General features: G+C 45.9%; 17 protein-coding genes. All 17 read left to right on the top strand.

Annotated elements, in window-relative coordinates:
- Nucleotides 1–58: 58 nt before the first annotated feature.
- The 17 genes from rpsA (at nucleotide 59) to TU84_RS25465 (ending at nucleotide 15,317) form a co-directional block, all read left to right on the top strand.
- On the top strand, nucleotides 59–1,753 hold the full coding sequence (gene rpsA, locus TU84_RS07915; RefSeq protein WP_019826775.1) for a 30S ribosomal protein S1: 1,695 nt from the start codon (nucleotides 59–61) through the stop codon (nucleotides 1,751–1,753).
- Between the two features lie 364 nt (nucleotides 1,754–2,117).
- Complete coding sequence (gene ihfB / locus TU84_RS07910) at nucleotides 2,118–2,414, top strand: integration host factor subunit beta (RefSeq protein ID WP_003447108.1); 297 nt, start codon at nucleotides 2,118–2,120, stop codon at nucleotides 2,412–2,414.
- Between the two features lie 24 nt (nucleotides 2,415–2,438).
- Entirely contained in the window at nucleotides 2,439–2,687 is a 249-nt protein-coding gene (locus TU84_RS07905) for a lipopolysaccharide assembly protein LapA domain-containing protein (protein ID WP_048368507.1), read from the top strand.
- 254 nt (nucleotides 2,688–2,941) lie between these two features.
- Entirely contained in the window at nucleotides 2,942–4,234 is a 1,293-nt protein-coding gene (locus tag TU84_RS07900) for a chain-length determining protein (protein ID WP_174479319.1), read from the top strand.
- Between the two features lie 30 nt (nucleotides 4,235–4,264).
- Nucleotides 4,265–5,743 carry an MBL fold metallo-hydrolase gene (locus TU84_RS07895; RefSeq protein WP_048368506.1) on the top strand — a complete coding sequence of 493 codons (1,479 nt, stop codon included), beginning with the start codon at nucleotides 4,265–4,267 and terminating at the stop codon, nucleotides 5,741–5,743.
- Nucleotides 5,744–5,831: 88 nt separating this feature from the next.
- A complete protein-coding gene (gene rfaH, locus TU84_RS07890) occupies nucleotides 5,832–6,359 on the top strand; it encodes a transcription/translation regulatory transformer protein RfaH (protein WP_082148651.1) in 528 nt (175 codons plus the stop codon).
- A 160-nt stretch (nucleotides 6,360–6,519) separates the two neighbouring features.
- Nucleotides 6,520–7,410, top strand: a complete 891-nt coding sequence (gene rfbA, locus TU84_RS07885; protein ID WP_048368505.1) for a glucose-1-phosphate thymidylyltransferase RfbA — start codon at nucleotides 6,520–6,522, stop codon at nucleotides 7,408–7,410.
- The gene (rfbC, locus tag TU84_RS07880; RefSeq protein ID WP_048368504.1) at nucleotides 7,410–7,970 is read left to right on the top strand and encodes a dTDP-4-dehydrorhamnose 3,5-epimerase; all 561 of its coding nucleotides are present in this window, start codon (nucleotides 7,410–7,412) and stop codon (nucleotides 7,968–7,970) included. The genes rfbA and rfbC overlap by 1 nt, the downstream gene beginning before the upstream one ends.
- Before the next feature lie 50 nt (nucleotides 7,971–8,020).
- Nucleotides 8,021–8,719 (top strand): hypothetical protein, encoded by a 699-nt coding sequence (locus TU84_RS07875; RefSeq protein WP_048368503.1) that lies wholly within the window; start codon nucleotides 8,021–8,023, stop codon nucleotides 8,717–8,719.
- Between the two features lie 54 nt (nucleotides 8,720–8,773).
- Nucleotides 8,774–9,757 carry a hypothetical protein gene (locus TU84_RS26025; protein ID WP_157403790.1) on the top strand — a complete coding sequence of 328 codons (984 nt, stop codon included), beginning with the start codon at nucleotides 8,774–8,776 and terminating at the stop codon, nucleotides 9,755–9,757.
- 45 nt (nucleotides 9,758–9,802) lie between these two features.
- On the top strand, nucleotides 9,803–10,702 hold the full coding sequence (locus tag TU84_RS07865; protein WP_048368501.1) for a glycosyltransferase: 900 nt from the start codon (nucleotides 9,803–9,805) through the stop codon (nucleotides 10,700–10,702).
- A gap of 22 nt (nucleotides 10,703–10,724) precedes the next feature.
- The gene (locus TU84_RS07860) at nucleotides 10,725–11,342 is read left to right on the top strand and encodes a sugar transferase (RefSeq protein ID WP_048368500.1); all 618 of its coding nucleotides are present in this window, start codon (nucleotides 10,725–10,727) and stop codon (nucleotides 11,340–11,342) included.
- 10 nt (nucleotides 11,343–11,352) lie between these two features.
- On the top strand, nucleotides 11,353–11,568 hold the full coding sequence (locus tag TU84_RS07855; protein WP_048368499.1) for an acyl carrier protein: 216 nt from the start codon (nucleotides 11,353–11,355) through the stop codon (nucleotides 11,566–11,568).
- Nucleotides 11,569–11,725: 157 nt separating this feature from the next.
- The gene (locus TU84_RS25475) at nucleotides 11,726–12,763 is read left to right on the top strand and encodes an aromatic ring-hydroxylating oxygenase subunit alpha (protein ID WP_082148645.1); all 1,038 of its coding nucleotides are present in this window, start codon (nucleotides 11,726–11,728) and stop codon (nucleotides 12,761–12,763) included.
- Between the two features lie 51 nt (nucleotides 12,764–12,814).
- Nucleotides 12,815–13,897: a ketoacyl-ACP synthase III gene (locus TU84_RS25470; RefSeq protein ID WP_082148644.1), complete on the top strand. Its 1,083-nt coding sequence runs from the start codon at nucleotides 12,815–12,817 to the stop codon at nucleotides 13,895–13,897.
- Between the two features lie 20 nt (nucleotides 13,898–13,917).
- Nucleotides 13,918–14,655, top strand: a complete 738-nt coding sequence (locus TU84_RS07845) for an SDR family NAD(P)-dependent oxidoreductase (protein WP_048368497.1) — start codon at nucleotides 13,918–13,920, stop codon at nucleotides 14,653–14,655.
- On the top strand, nucleotides 14,655–15,317 hold the full coding sequence (locus TU84_RS25465; RefSeq protein ID WP_162207682.1) for a NeuD/PglB/VioB family sugar acetyltransferase: 663 nt from the start codon (nucleotides 14,655–14,657) through the stop codon (nucleotides 15,315–15,317). Before TU84_RS07845 ends, TU84_RS25465 begins: the two co-directional genes overlap by 1 nt.
- Nucleotides 15,318–15,320 lie beyond the last annotated feature (3 nt).

Here is a 15,320-nt window from a genome sequence, read left to right as displayed (position 1 = left end):
ATTGTCTGGAATGTGGCAGATGGGCGTATTCCTTCGCCCTTGATCAACAGGAATTAAAATGAGCGAAAGCTTTGCAGAACTGTTTGAAGAAAGCCTAAAAACCCTGAATCTTCAGGCTGGCTCGATCATCACCGCTATCATCGTTGATATCGATTACCAAGCTGGTTGGGTTACCGTTCACGCTGGTTTGAAGTCTGAAGGCCTCATCCCGCTGGAGCAGTTCCACAACGACGCTGGCGAACTGAACATCAACATCGGTGATGAAGTTCACGTTGCGCTGGACGCGGTCGAAGACGGCTTTGGCGAAACCAAGCTGTCCCGTGAAAAAGCCAAGCGCGCTGAATGCTGGATCGTTCTGGAAGCAGCCTTCGCAGCTGAAGAAGTGGTCAAGGGCGTTATCAACGGTAAGGTTAAAGGCGGCTTCACTGTCGACGTTAACGGCATCCGTGCGTTCCTGCCAGGTTCTCTGGTTGACGTTCGTCCAGTGCGCGACACCACGCACCTGGAAGGCAAAGAGCTGGAATTCAAGGTCATCAAGCTTGACCAGAAGCGCAACAACGTTGTTGTTTCGCGTCGCAGCGTACTTGAAGCAGAGAACTCGGCTGAGCGTGAAGCTCTGCTGGAATCCCTGCAAGAAGGTCAGCAAGTTAAAGGTATCGTCAAAAACCTCACCGACTACGGCGCATTCGTCGACCTGGGTGGCGTTGATGGCCTGCTGCACATCACTGACATGGCCTGGAAGCGCATCAAGCATCCTTCCGAAATTGTCAACGTTGGCGACGAGATCGATGTCAAGGTTCTGAAGTACGATCGCGAACGCAATCGTGTTTCCCTGGGCCTGAAGCAACTGGGCGAAGATCCATGGGTTGCTATCAAAGCCCGTTACCCAGAAAGCACTCGCGTTACCGCTCGTGTAACCAACCTGACCGACTACGGCTGCTTCGCTGAGCTGGAAGAAGGCGTTGAAGGTCTGGTACACGTTTCTGAAATGGACTGGACCAACAAAAACATCCACCCTTCGAAAGTCGTACAAGTCGGCGACGAAGTGGAAGTTATGGTTCTGGACATCGACGAAGAGCGTCGTCGTATCTCCTTGGGCATCAAGCAGTGCAAATCTAACCCATGGGAAGATTTCTCTGGCCAGTTCAACAAGGGCGATAAAATCTCCGGCACCATCAAGTCGATCACCGATTTCGGTATCTTCATTGGTCTGGACGGCGGCATCGACGGCCTGGTTCACCTGTCCGACATCTCCTGGAACGAAGTGGGCGAAGAAGCCGTACGTCGTTTCAAGAAGGGCGACGAGCTTGACACCGTTATCCTGTCTGTTGATCCAGAGCGTGAGCGCATCTCCCTGGGTATCAAGCAGCTGGAAAGCGATCCGTTCTCCGAGTACGTACAAGAGAACGACAAAGGCGCAATCGTTAAGGGCATCGTGAAAGAAGTTGACGCTAAAGGCGCCATCATCACTCTGGCCAACGATATCGAAGCAACTCTGAAAGCCTCCGAAATCAGCCGTGACCGCATCGAAGACGCGCGTAACGTTCTGAAAGAAGGCGAAGAAGTAGAAGCCAAGATCATCAGCGTTGATCGCAAGAGCCGCGTAATCCAACTGTCCATCAAGTCGAAAGACGTTGAAGACGAGAAGGAAGCAATCCAGAGCCTGCGCGACAAGCCAGCTACCTCTGAGATCGCTGCTGGTCCGACCACTCTGGGCGACCTGCTGCGTGCACAAATGGAAAAACAGAACTAAGTTCTGATTGACCATAGAAAAAGGGCGACTTAGGTCGCCCTTTTTTGTGCCTGTGATTTGAGTATTGTTTTCTTAGACATAAAGCATACAGAGCCAGTACGACGCGATTCTGGAGGTCCTTGTGGCCCTCGGCTCCAGTACACGGTATCTATCTCAATTGCCGGTCAGGAACTCTCTGCGCGCATGTCGGGCAGGTTGATGGTGTGCTTTACCTGAAGTGATGGTTGACAGGTATGTCAGGCATACCTGAGCAATTACGCAGAGGTCTGCAAAGATAAGTCAAGATCTGGGCTGTTCAAATTCAATTGATCATGCTAAAACCTTTGAAGCGCTGATCTAGCTGCTTGAAAAAGAAGGGAAAAATATGACGAAGTCGGAGTTGATCGAACGAATTGTCACCCATCAAGGGCTGCTCTCATCCAAAGATGTTGAGCTGGCTATCAAGACCATGCTTGAACAAATGTCACAGTGCCTGGCGACCGGAGATCGAATTGAAATCCGTGGCTTTGGTAGTTTTTCACTGCATTACCGCGCACCACGGGTCGGCCGTAACCCAAAAACCGGCCAGTCTGTAAGTCTCGACGGTAAATTTGTTCCTCATTTCAAGCCGGGTAAAGAGCTACGGGATCGAGTGAATGAAGATGAGGAAGACGATATTTAATCCTTAGGGACATGGGAGTTACAGATGAGTAGCGTTAAGCGTGCAGTTCTGGTGGCTTTTGCGCTGGTAGTTATTTTCGGGACGATGATTTTTATTCTCGAAAACCAGCAGCCCACGTCTTTGGTTTTTCTTGGGTGGAGTACACCTGAGCTGCCAGCTTCACTGTTTTTTATCGGTGCATTGCTGCTTGGCATGCTGATTGGGCCTGCAATGGGCTTTATTGCATACAAGCGAAAAGCTACACGATTGAAGCGCAGCGTGTTGCAGCCTTAATACAAAGAGCTTGGCGCATCGGGGCAAGGAGCGCCTCCTTGGTCCCGCAGCAGTCACCTTCATAGGAAAAGTCCTACAGAAAGTCAGGCTTCGTATTCTATGTACGCCTTGGTAATGCATGCAGAATACGGCCAATCCTCGATTGCCAGCTATTTCCCTGCGTATTCAGGTGCTCTGATTTAAGCACCTGCTGTTCAGCAATGAATATCCCTGCAGCCGAGCCCGCCATGTTTCATTGAAAGCAGGCTTTGTTGGTGAGCAATACTTCCTCTGTTTCCAGTGCCGTCGCAAGGCATGACATCAATATTTTTGGTATTTCCAAACTGATTTGGCAGGGCAGGCGTCTGATTCTGCTACTGGGCACACTCTTTGGTTTGTCTGCTTATGCCTGTACCAGGTTCATCACATCTGAGTACCAGGTTACCAGTGTGCTTCGTCCGGTTGCGCTTAATGCGCTGGATGCGCTTAACCGTTCAGGTGTCTACACACTTCCTCCCGATAAGGCTCTGACAAGAGTGGGCTCGGCTCTTGAGTCGTATGGTGTGCGGTCAGGTTTTATTAGAGCGAATCAGGCACTGTTCAGTAACGTGCAGCGTCCAGGCGTTACGATGGAACAGAGCTTTGAGTCCCTCATTAGATCCTCATTGAAGGTCATCACATCTGCGCCCGACAAGGTTGGGTTTTCAAGTGCTCTAATTCATTTGGAGTTGAGCTATCCCGAGGGTGTTGACGGTGCTCGAATTCTCAATAGCTTCGTTGAGTATGCAATTGAAGTGGAGCGTAAAAAGATAGAAGCCGATCTCAATATCATCATTGAGAACCGTCTTGCGGAGCTTGGAGACAGCATCGATGCGGCTCGCACCGAGTATGACGTCAGCAAGCAAGCCCGCATTGCAATACTGCTGGAGAACGATGCCGTTCAGCGTTCGCAATTGCAGGACGAGCTTGTCGCGCTACGAAAGCAGCTCAGGGTTGGGCGAATGGATCGAATAGCTCAATTAAAGGAGGCCATCGATATTGCTCAATCGCTGGGGATTCAAAAGCCAACAATGCCATCGGGTTTGTCTGAGAATTTTCGCGCGGGTGAAGGACCTACCATGTACACCGAGATCAATAATCAGCAGATCCCACTTTATTTTATGGGGGTCGAGATCCTCGAAGCGGAACGCTCTGCATTGCTCAAACGCAACAGTGATGACTTCACGGAGGCCCGTATTGCACAAATCGAGCGTGAAATGTGGATGCTGCAAAATAATCGTGAAGTTGAAGTGCTTGAGCGGCGTGAAAATGAAGAGGTTTTTCTGAGTGAGGTTCAGCCAATTCGAGCTGAGATAGTCCGTTTGGGGAAGGCGGGTAGCCTTGAATTCAGTAGTATTCAGTTAGTGTCAGTTGACCGCAAGGCGCTTGAGCCACTGGGCCCAATCAAGCCCAAAAAGAATTTGCTTGTACTGCTAGGGGTGGTTTTTGGCACTGCGGCAGGTGCCGTGATTGTTTTGATTCGAAATTCAATGGCTGCGCGACGAGTCGAGAGCCTGGGTGGGGGATAGCCCTAAATTCTGATTGGCGAGAGCAAGTACATGGCATATCCGATTGTAAAACATCACGGTGCCATCAACGGCGTCACAGGCTCGTGTCATCAATTACAGATGACAAGCCAGAGCAGTATTCTGATCGACTGCGGGCTTTTTCAAGGCAGTGACGAACGTATCGCTTTAGACAGGAACCCACTGTACCCGCAAATCGACTTTTCGCTTGAAGGCATAAAAGCCTTGGTCATCACCCATATCCATGCCGACCATGTGGGGCGTCTTCCTCATTTGCTTGCTGCAGGATTCAAGGGGCCAATCCTGTGCAGTGAACCATCAGCCAAATTGCTGCCATTGATACTTGAGGATGCATTCAAGCTTGAGGTGAGTCGTGAGCCGAAGATCATCGAGCGATATTTACAGCGTGTGCACCAACAAGTGATTGCGCTGCCTTTTGGCCATTGGTTCAACATCGAGCAAACAGATAACCTGCGCGCTCAAATCAGGCTGCAGAGAGCAGGCCACATACTGGGATCAGCCTATGTGGAGTGCGATCTAGATTATCCTCAGGCAGCGTTGACGCGACGCATCGTCTTTTCGGGTGATTTGGGCGCTCCGCATTCACCATTTCTGCTTGCGCCTGTGTCACCCAAGAGGGCAGATGTGCTGGTTCTTGAGAGCACTTACGGCGACCGTTTACACGAAAATCGTCTGGACCGCCAAGAACGCCTGGAAATCGCTATCGACAGGGCTTTGGCTGATCATGGAACGTTACTGATACCGGCATTCAGCATGGGCCGTACTCAAGAGCTACTCTACGAAATCGAAGATATCCTGCATCGCAAAGCGTTGCTGGGGCCGGCGCAAGCAGTATGTGATGACGATCAATTTCTTCCCATTAATTGGCCACAAGTGCCGGTTATTCTTGATTCACCGTTAGCAAGTCGTCTAACCAAGGTCTATCGTGAACTGCAGGACTATTGGAATGAAGAGGCGCAAGTGCGTTTGGGTCATGGACGCAACCCTTTGCATTTTGAGCAGTTGATCACTATCGACAGCCATGCCCGGCACTTGCAGACCGTTAACTATCTGGCCAGCACGGGTCGGCCGGCAATCGTCATCGCCGGAGGAGGGATGTGCTCCAGCGGTCGAATAGTCAATTACCTGAAAAGGATGTTGGCTGACCAACGGCATAATGTGCTTTTTACGGGGTATCAGGCGAAGGGAACACCTGGGGCGGCTATACAAAAATACGCTCAGTCAGGCGGTTTTGTTGAATTGGAAGGTGAGCGCTGTATGATCCATGCTGGCGTCAGCACATTGGGTGGATATTCCGCCCATGCCGACCAGGTAGACTTGCTCAACTTTGTATCAGGCATGACTGAGTGGCCTGAAGAGATACGTTTGGTACACGGTGATGAGCGGGCAAGGAAAGCATTGGCAAGGGAACTGTTGAGCCTGTATCACGCTCAAAACAGAGTTGTCGATGTCCTTGTCCCGACAGGCGCTGAGCCGCTTGTGCGAAGCTGATTGCAGTCATGATAAGAACCCAGTGGCTTACCATGCGCAGATGCAGAGCAAAATGGTAAACACGGATGAACCCATTAATGAAGTCCCCATGCAAATAACAAACACCCCTGTACCGCCTGATCCCAGCACGCCGAAATCTGATGACTGGTACCTGGTGCAATGCAAGCCCAAACAAGACGAACGTGCAGAGGAAAATCTCCAGCGCCAAGGCTACGAATGTTCACGCCCAGTTTGCCGACGTGAAAAGTTGCTACGTGGTCAGCTGAGCTGCGTTAAAGAGTCTTTGTTCCCTGGCTATCTGTTTATCAACATGCCGGAAGGCGCCAACTGGGCACCATTACGCTCAACCCGCGGAGTCGCGCGGGTTGTTGCATTTGGCGGGCGACCTTTGGCCGTCAGTCACGAGTTGATCCTTCAACTACAATCACGTGCAGACACGCACGTCATCTCCAAATTTAATGCTGGCGACAAAGTCACCATTCTTGACCAAGGCTTCGCGGGTATTGAGTCCATATTCATGTCTATGGACGGCGAGGAGCGGGTCATTCTGCTCATCAACTTAATGAATCGTCAGCAGCAGATCAGTTTGCCTGTCACGAGTATTTCTACTCTGTAGGTAAATCAGGGCTGAGCCCACTATATCGTTAATGAAAACCGTTCTCAGGAGATCAACGATTAATCCTGGGGCGGTAGCGTGTTTATTCAGATTAGTCCAACCCATAACATGTAGATGTAGGGGGAGGGGGCGAACAAAAAGTTAAGGAAGTGCTCGCGACATGACCACTATTAAACGTAAAGGCATCATCCTCGCTGGCGGTTCAGGCACCCGATTGCATCCGCTCACCTTGGGCGTGTCTAAGCAAATGTTGCCTATCTACGACAAGCCAATGATTTTCTACCCTCTGTCGGTGTTGATGCTGGCAGGAATGCGCGAGATTTTGATCATCTCCACGCCAGAGGATTTGCCATGCTTCAAGAAGTTGTTAGGCGATGGTAGTCAGTACGGTATCGAGCTGAGTTATGCAGAGCAGCCTAGCCCCGATGGATTGGCTCAAGCATTCATCATAGGCGATGAGTTCATCGGGAATGATTCAGTTTGTTTGATCCTTGGCGACAATATTTTTTACGGTCAACATTTCTCGGACAACCTGCGTTCAGCCATGTCTCAGACATCGGGTGCAACTGTATTTGGCTATCATGTTTCAGATCCAGAACGCTTTGGTGTGGTGGAGTTCGACAGCAATGGTCGAGCGCTGAGTATTGAAGAAAAGCCCGCCAAACCCAAATCGAACTATGCAGTCACAGGGCTGTATTTTTATGACAACGACGTCGTGAAAATCGCAAAAAGCATTAAGCCGTCTTCACGAGGCGAGCTAGAGATTACAGATGTCAACCGTACCTACCTTGAGCAAGGCGGCTTGAAAGTAGAAATGTTGGGGCGCGGTTTTGCATGGCTGGATACTGGAACGCATGAGTCATTGCTTGAGGCCAGTCACTTTGTGCACACCATCGAGCACCGTCAGGGCTTGAAAGTTGCCTGCCTGGAAGAAATTGCGTTTAACAGCGGCTGGATAACGCCTGAAAAATTGGGTGAGCAGGCTGAGAAATTGAAAAAAACCGGGTATGGGCAGTATCTGCAAAAGTTGTTATCCGAGACTGATAAATAATGAAAATTCTCCGTACAGATATTCCTGATGTGTTGATTATTGAACCTGCAGTGTACAGTGATGACCGTGGTTGGTTTATGGAGAGTTTTAACGAAGAGGTGTTTGCCAATAATTTAGAAGCTCTAGGGTTACCGGCGGCCGGGCCTTTTGTACAAGATAATCACTCGAGTTCAAAGCGAGGTGTTCTACGAGGTTTACATTATCAAGAAGCACCGTATTCTCAAGGTAAGCTTGTTAGAGTTGTGGAGGGTGCTGCGTTCGATGTGGTAGTTGATATTCGCCCTGAGTCACCATATTTTTTGAAATGGGTAGGCGTTGAACTTAGTAACTTCAATAAAAAGATGTTGTGGGTCCCTGAGGGCTTTGCGCACGGGTTTTTATCTCTTGAGGATAATACACAATTCCTTTACAAGACGACTAATTATTATAATAAATCCTCTGAGCGCTCTTTACTCTGGAGCGACAGCCGTATAGGTATTGAGTGGCCGGCGATGGAGAACGTTATTGTGAGTGAAAAAGATAGAGTGGCAGAAGTATCGTTGGATAGTCTGTTTAAATAAAAATTATGACATAAAAAGCAGGTTGGTGATGAATAAAAAAAGAGTTAGTGATGAATATTAATATTGTATTTGTGTTCGAGTTGTTAGTCATTTTGACGTTGGTGGGTGCGCAAGTTTTTGATGTATATGCCGTAATGGTTAGAGCCAGAGTAAACGTGGATGGCACTACGCAGGTACTAGCAATTGCAAATTGGGTTCAATACCTTGCTCGAATCATGAACATGGTGTCTGTTTTTGGTATATCTTTATTGTTAGAGAAAAAAGTTACCACTATTGGTGTGCCTGCCATGTTTGGCTATTCTATGTGCGTAGGGTTGTTGTTAATAATATTTGTGTGTAAATCTCAATATGCATCCAAACCACTGAAGTACATACAAATTCTTGGTTTTACAGGGGTGTTTGGGGCTTTGGGGAAAAAAGAATACTGGTGGCGTATAGACTTTGACTATCTTTCAAAAGTTACTTTTTTTTCAGTGTTGGTTAGTCTTCTAATTAATTTGGCAATTGTTATGCCGTTTGTTTTGAGTATGAAGTATCCTGAGATAAGAATGACTCTTGCCTATACAGGACAGCTTTTGAATTTTTGCGCTTCAATCATAATGTTTACCTATGTTGATAGAGTATTTTTTAAAGCGCTTGATGCTGGTAATGAAATAAAGTGTGCGGCAAGCATTATAACGGGTAAGTTGATTGGTCAGTTAGTATTGGTGCTTGGTGTGGTGGTTGTTTTTTATAGTTTCCAAGCGTAAGTATATGTTGAAATAATTGTGCGTTTTGGTGGGGAGGGGGCGGTGCAGTACATAGTGAATACAAATAGATCTATGTTTTTATTGGTGATCTTTTTTGTTTTGGGTGTTTATTATTATATTGGTGGGTCTGGATTTCCGGATTATAGTAATTATGTGACGTTAGTGAAAAATGGCGGATATCTCAGGTCGCCTGATGAATATGCCGCAGAGTGGGTTTCACGTTATATTTTAAAGAATCCTTTTGGTTTTTTTGACAGTGCAGAGCACGTTGTCGATTGTCTGGCATTAATAGTCCAACTTTTTTATTTTGCTTTTGTTTACGTCTTAATGCGAGATGCAAATGAACAGCAGCAACGTGGTTGGTTGTTTTTTACATTGGCACTTTCACCGCTATTGCTGACAACAGCTTTAAGAGCGGCTCCCGCGTATATTGTTATAGCCTATCTTGCCTCGCATGGTAAGTTATTAACACCACGGGTATTTATTTTGTCATTGGTTTCGATAGCTTTTCATGACTCAGCTGTTGTGATGATAATGTTGTACGCTATGGTCTGCATGTTCTGTGGATTGTTTCCAACAGTACAAGCAGGGCTTCTTCGTTGGGTGATGATAGGTGCGTTGGTCCTTATTGTGTTTTCTCAGCAGATATCATATTTGTTGATCAGCTTTATGTCTCACTATGATTTTGGGATAAGGTCTGTGTATTTTCAAGGAGGAGAGAATGCGTCTATTCTTAAGAAAATATTTATATTGCTTATTTGGTTTGTTTCTTGGACGGCTTTGTTTAATGAGCAATCAGATATAAGAACTAAAGTTTTTCTTACCGCTGCTGTGCTTCTAATGGCATTTGCTTTTTCCGTAAGTGAGGTCGCTGGTATCAGGTTTTCTGCTTATGTTCTAGGCGCGGCCGTAGTTTCTAAAGGCGCGTTTATGTTTAGTGGTAATCCTGATAGTAAATATAGTCAAGTGGACCTGTTGTTAGGTTTGGTTTTTTTTGGTCTGATGTTTTATGATATTTTCAGAAATGTTAAACCTTGATGTTATTAGTGAATAAAATGTATTTTTATTTTTGGTGTTAATACTATGGATTGTAAAGTTGCTATTTTGCTTGCTACCTACAACGGTTCGCTATATATCGAGGAGCAGTTGGAATCTTTTATTGCTCAAACGCATAAAGATTGGCATTTGTTCGCGCGTGATGACGGTTCAACGGATGATACAGTAGATATACTGAATTTATTTGCGTCTAAGTATAAAAATGTAACTGTTGTGGATAATTTTGGTGATTTTACGGGTTCGGCTGCGGGCAATTTTTTTAAGCTTATTAGTTTTTCAGACTATCAGGGTTTTACCCACGTTAGCCTTGCAGATCAAGATGATGTTTGGGCCCCTGGAAAGTTAAAGGCTGCTTTAAAGACTATGCAGTTGGAGGAGGCGGGTGGATATTCGTCAAATCTTGTTTCATATGATAATGCCATGAAAAAAGCTGGTTATATTGATAAGAGTCAATCTCAGAAAGAGTTTGATTATCTCTTTCAAGGGGCCTCTGCTGGGTGTACTTATGTTTTAACTCGCGATGTTTGCTTGTTAGTTCAGGAAAAAATAGCAGCGATAGAATCATACAGGGGGCGCTCTCATGATTGGTTGATATATGCGCTGTGCAGAACCAATGATATTCATTGGGTCTTCGACAAAGAGGCTCATATTTTTTATCGGCAACATGCTAATAATGTTTACGGTGCAATGGGTGCATTCTCGGGAGTTCTGGCTAGACTTAAAATTTTACGGAGTGGTTGGTATCGCGAAAACATCCTTTGGATCGCTGAGAAATCAGGCGCGGATATAAAGTGCGCTACTATTGTTGATCGCATAAAAAGAAACTCATTTTTTGATAAGATATATCTTTCCAAGTTGGCTTCCAAGTTTCGTAGAAATAAAAAAGAAAGCCGGGCTCTCGTATTTATCCTGTTTTTTTTATTTTAGTATGCTTTTCTAGGTGGTATTTATGAAAAGGCTGTTCGATGTTGTTTTTTCGCTAATTGGTTTATTAATACTATTTCCTGTAATTCTTATAGTTGCTTGGCGGGTGCGCAAAAAACTTGGGTCTCCTGTGTTATTTAAACAGGAAAGACCAGGTTTGCACGGGAAATCATTTCACATGATCAAATTTCGAACTATGCGTGATGCGGTCGATAGTAACGGTCGGCCTCTCCCAGACAGTGAGCGGATGACACCTCTTGGACGTTTTTTACGCTCGAGCAGTCTGGATGAGCTGCCAGAGCTCTGGAACGTTTTGAAGGGGGATATGAGTTTAGTTGGACCTAGGCCCTTGCTGATGCAATATCTACCGCTTTACTCGGATGAACAGAGAAGACGGCATGAGGTTAAGCCCGGCGTAACAGGTTGGGCTCAGATCAATGGACGTAATAGTTTAAGTTGGGATGAGAAATTCAAGCTTGATGTCTGGTATGTCGACAACCACACGCTATGGCTCGATATAAAAATTCTTTTTCTAACCATAAAAAAAGTGCTTATAAAAGAAGGCATTTCGCAGGAAAATAACGCGACTATGGAAGCCTTCACCGGGTCCATTGAGCAAAAACGTACTACTGATAAATCGTAGGGAAAATGCTATGCAAGAAAAAATTCTGAACCTTATCGAAGAAGCAATGGAAGCAGATGAAGGGACGGTGAGCCTTGACGATACACTCGCAGATCTGGCGTGGGACTCGATTGCTGTCGTTACCTTTATGGCGTTGGCGGATGAACGTTTGGATAAAACACTTTCAGCAGAAAAGTTGAATGAGTGCGTGAAAGTGTCAGATATTGTGGCGCTTATTACCATATAGTTGTAACTTTAAAAAAGAGGTGAGCGCTAAGTTATCAAGCCCGGAAATAATTTTCCGGGTATTTGATTTTTGCGTGCAGCACGAGTGTTAGTTTATAAGGTGTGTTGCGCGGATATATATTCTGAAATTTTTTATATTGGCTATGTGAGCGTAAAAGATGGCAGTGTTGGATTCTGTTAAAATTGCTGATGATTTAGTACGGTCTTATTGGCATCCAATTGCCCACATGTCTGAGTTGGCGAATGATAGAGATTTTGTACTTTTTGAGATACAAGATTTTGAAGTGGTTGTTATTAACGACAAAGGAAATCTTGTAGCGTTCGATAATCTATGCCCTCATCGTGGAGCTCGTTTTTTTACGGAAGACTATGGTAATCAAATGGTAAAGTGTCTTTACCATGGCTGGAGTTACACTCGCGGTAAAGTCAATGTGGCAGGTATTAAGACTTTTCAAGGCTGTGATATTGCCAGTGCCCGGCTCAATGAGTTTAAACTGGAAGTTATCGGTGAGCTTGTGTTTTTTGCTATAAAGCCGCATACAACCCTAAACGAGCAACTTGGGCCTGTTATCAGTGATTTGCTTGTTAGGATTGGAGGTGATATTGATAGTCGTGCAGACTTTAACAGATACCCTTTTGAGTGTGATTGGACCATTGCTCTAGAAAATGCTCTAGAGCCTTATCATATACCGTTAATACATACCAATACGCTTGCAACATTAAATTTAGGTGTTGGTCAAAATGAGTTTTACGGCGAGAATTCAATATGGTATTCACCAGTTGAAGATGAAAAGGTTGCCAAGCGTCTTAGAAGCTTGAATCGATTTTATTCGGTAACAGAGCCTTATCAAGGGTATATGAGTATTTTTATTTTTCCATTTTCAATGATTTCTTCTACGTATGGTTACTCGTATTCGATGCAAAGTTTTTTTCCCTCTTCAGATTCGCAGTCTTCTTTTTTTACCAGTCGGCTTTATCCAGTGAAAAACAGTGAGCCCAAATATAAAGAAATTACATCTTCTTTTGTTACCTCTAGTGCTCAAATTAATCGTCAAGTATTTGATGAGGATCATCAAATTTGCAAACGTATTCCTGCCAAGTCATGGTCTACCTCTGCGCCAAAATTCACGAGTACGTTAGAACAAAAACTCCTGCACTTTAGACGCTCTTGTGCAGAGTGGAATAAATCTTCTTGAAGAGCCTTTTGAATATACAAGCCCGCAAAACTCGAACAGCAGGAGTTTAAGATGGTTGGCAATAATCACATCCGTTCGGTCAAAAATGTTCGTGTCAAAGGAATAGCTTGTGCTGTGCCGGCTCACGTTGCCGAGGTCACCAGCCTTACTGATGCATTTGGTGCTGAAAATCTCAACAAGATCATGTCTAGCACGGGAGTAGAACGTCGTCATGTGGTGTCTAGTGAATGCTCCTCAGATCTATGTGTCGCAGCAGCTGAACGCCTGATAAGTGATCTGAATATTGACAGATCAACTATTGATACTTTGATTTTTGTATCACAGACCCATGATTTCACTTTGCCAGCCACTGCATGCATCTTACAAGAACGCTTAAATCTACCCATGCACGCTGCAGCATTTGACATCGCATTGGGTTGTTCAGGATATACATACGGGCTCTGGGTAGCAGGATCACTTTTGTCTGGTGGTGGAAGTCAACGTGCTTTGTTATTGGTCGGCGATACCATCAGTAAAATTGTCTCTCCTGCAGATCGTTCGGTCGCAGCATTATTTGGTGACGCTGGGTCAGCAACGATATTGGAACATGACCCGTCTGCTCCTGATATGCCCTTTGTCATGGGGACAGATGGGAGAGGAGCCAAGAACCTGATCGTGCCGTCTGGAGGTTTCCGAGACCGCCATGGTCAGTCGACTGAAACCTCAGAACCAGGAGTTCGAGGGCCTTACGACCTGTACATGAATGGTGCCGAGATTTTTGCATTTACTCTGGCTCGTGTACCGGCACTCGTAAAGGCTCTTCATGAAGCAAATACAGCAAGTGGAAAAGAGATCGATCATTATGTTTTCCATCAGGCTAATCGCTTCATGCTGGAGCATCTGGTTAAACGGATGAAACTACCACCTGAAAAGGTAGTGTTGGATGTGAAAGATGTTGGCAATACAAGTTGCGCTTCAATTCCTCTTGCACTTAGTCTTCATCAGAATAAAGCAGGCAGTCATTTATCTGGCCGCTTCATGTTAGCTGGGTTTGGCGTCGGGTATTCTTGGGCAGGATGTATAGCTGATTTTGATAATGTCTGGGTTAGCTCGCTTACCGTTACTTCCAACTCTGAAACCGAAGGTGAAATGTGACAGAGGTGAATCCTTTTTCGATGGCTGGCAAGCATATACTGGTAACAGGTGCTTCTTCAGGGATCGGGCGTGCAGTTGCTATTTGGCTTAGTAAACAGGGCGCAAGTCTAACATTAGTTGCTCGTGACATGACGCGCCTGGAGTCTACCCTTAGCCAGTTACAAGGTGCAGGTCATTCAATTGAGTTATTTGATTTCTTGTCTGGTGCTGATGTTTCTCAATGGTTGAAGGAAGTTGTTAAAAGGACATCTCCTCTGGATGGATTGGTTCATGCTGCTGGTGTACAGATGCCAATGCCAATTCGAGCTATGAGTGCCGGGCATTGGGATAAGATCATGGCAACCAATGTAACTTCAGGTTTTTTACTGATTAAGGCTTTTCGTCAGAAGGGGGTATGTGCTTCTGGTGGCAGTATTGTTCTGATTTCTTCTGTAATGGCCCAAGCTGGTGAACCCGCGCTCCTCGGTTACTGCGCAAGCAAGGGGGCTGTTGAGGCTATGGTGCGTGCGGCAGCCGTAGAGTTGGCACGTGAAGGTATTCGTGTTAACGCAATTGCTCCTGGGGTCGTACAAACTGAGCTAGTCGATACATTAGAGTCTTTAGTGGGTGCTGACTCAATGCTTGCGATCGAACAGCGGCATCCTCTCGGTTTTGGCAAGGCAGACGATGTTGCCTATGCAGTTAACTATCTTCTTTCACCAGCAGCTCGTTGGGTTACTGGCACTGCTATGGTTGTTGATGGGGGCTACCTTGCATGATCAAGACAAATAAACTTGTGATCTTGGGGGCAGGTGGTTTTGGGCGTGAAGTTTATGCCTGGCTTTTGGATCTTATTAGCCAGGGAACTCTTCGTTCGACGAACACCGCTGAATGGATAATTTCCGGTTTTATTGATGATTCTGGAGATGCCCTAAATGGTTTTTCTGATCTTCCGCCTATATTGTCAACTGTCGAAAATTTTGTCCCTGCAGACGACATATATGTCGTCTGTGCAATTGCCAATCCTCGCGTCAAAAAAATATTAACAGATAAATTAAAAGTTAAAGGCGCAAATTTTTACACTCTGCTTCACCCTACTGTGATTGTCGGTCCCCGCGTAAAAATTGGCGAGGGATCTGTCATTTGCCCGTTCACAGTCCTTTCGACGGATTTAGTTGTCGGTGACTTTGTCACCATTAACTCTAGTTGCACCATTGGCCATGACACCTTGGTGTCAGACTTTTGCACACTGAGTGGTCATTGTGATGTAACGGGGGGGGTTAAATTGTTAGAGGGTGCATTTCTAGGTTCTCACGCGGTTGTTGTGCCCAAGGTTGTAGTGGGTGAGTACGCAGTTGTCGGTGCCGGGAGCGTAGCCATCAGAAAAGTTGCGCCAGGTGTTACGGTATTCGGTGTTCCAGCCAAACGTATTTCCGGATGATCA

The organism is Pseudomonas helleri, from assembly GCF_001043025.1.
Classification (GTDB): domain Bacteria; phylum Pseudomonadota; class Gammaproteobacteria; order Pseudomonadales; family Pseudomonadaceae; genus Aquipseudomonas; species Aquipseudomonas helleri.
This window is presented reverse-complemented; position numbering and strand designations above follow the sequence as displayed.

What these genes read in the sequence shown, in the direction of transcription:
- rpsA (WP_019826775.1), top strand. Translation starts at nt 59, where the DNA reads ATGAGCGAAAGCTTTGCAGAACTGTTTGAAGAAAGCCTAAAAACCCTG.
- ihfB (WP_003447108.1), top strand. Translation starts at nt 2,118, where the DNA reads ATGACGAAGTCGGAGTTGATCGAACGAATTGTCACCCATCAAGGGCTG.
- TU84_RS07905 (WP_048368507.1), top strand. Translation starts at nt 2,439, where the DNA reads ATGAGTAGCGTTAAGCGTGCAGTTCTGGTGGCTTTTGCGCTGGTAGTT.
- TU84_RS07895 (WP_048368506.1), top strand. Translation starts at nt 4,265, where the DNA reads ATGGCATATCCGATTGTAAAACATCACGGTGCCATCAACGGCGTCACA.
- rfaH (WP_082148651.1), top strand. Translation starts at nt 5,832, where the DNA reads ATGCAAATAACAAACACCCCTGTACCGCCTGATCCCAGCACGCCGAAA.
- rfbA (WP_048368505.1), top strand. Translation starts at nt 6,520, where the DNA reads ATGACCACTATTAAACGTAAAGGCATCATCCTCGCTGGCGGTTCAGGC.
- rfbC (WP_048368504.1), top strand. Translation starts at nt 7,410, where the DNA reads ATGAAAATTCTCCGTACAGATATTCCTGATGTGTTGATTATTGAACCT.
- TU84_RS07875 (WP_048368503.1), top strand. Translation starts at nt 8,021, where the DNA reads ATGAATATTAATATTGTATTTGTGTTCGAGTTGTTAGTCATTTTGACG.
- TU84_RS07865 (WP_048368501.1), top strand. Translation starts at nt 9,803, where the DNA reads ATGGATTGTAAAGTTGCTATTTTGCTTGCTACCTACAACGGTTCGCTA.
- TU84_RS07860 (WP_048368500.1), top strand. Translation starts at nt 10,725, where the DNA reads ATGAAAAGGCTGTTCGATGTTGTTTTTTCGCTAATTGGTTTATTAATA.
- TU84_RS07855 (WP_048368499.1), top strand. Translation starts at nt 11,353, where the DNA reads ATGCAAGAAAAAATTCTGAACCTTATCGAAGAAGCAATGGAAGCAGAT.
- TU84_RS25475 (WP_082148645.1), top strand. Translation starts at nt 11,726, where the DNA reads ATGGCAGTGTTGGATTCTGTTAAAATTGCTGATGATTTAGTACGGTCT.
- TU84_RS25470 (WP_082148644.1), top strand. Translation starts at nt 12,815, where the DNA reads ATGGTTGGCAATAATCACATCCGTTCGGTCAAAAATGTTCGTGTCAAA.
- TU84_RS07845 (WP_048368497.1), top strand. Translation starts at nt 13,918, where the DNA reads ATGGCTGGCAAGCATATACTGGTAACAGGTGCTTCTTCAGGGATCGGG.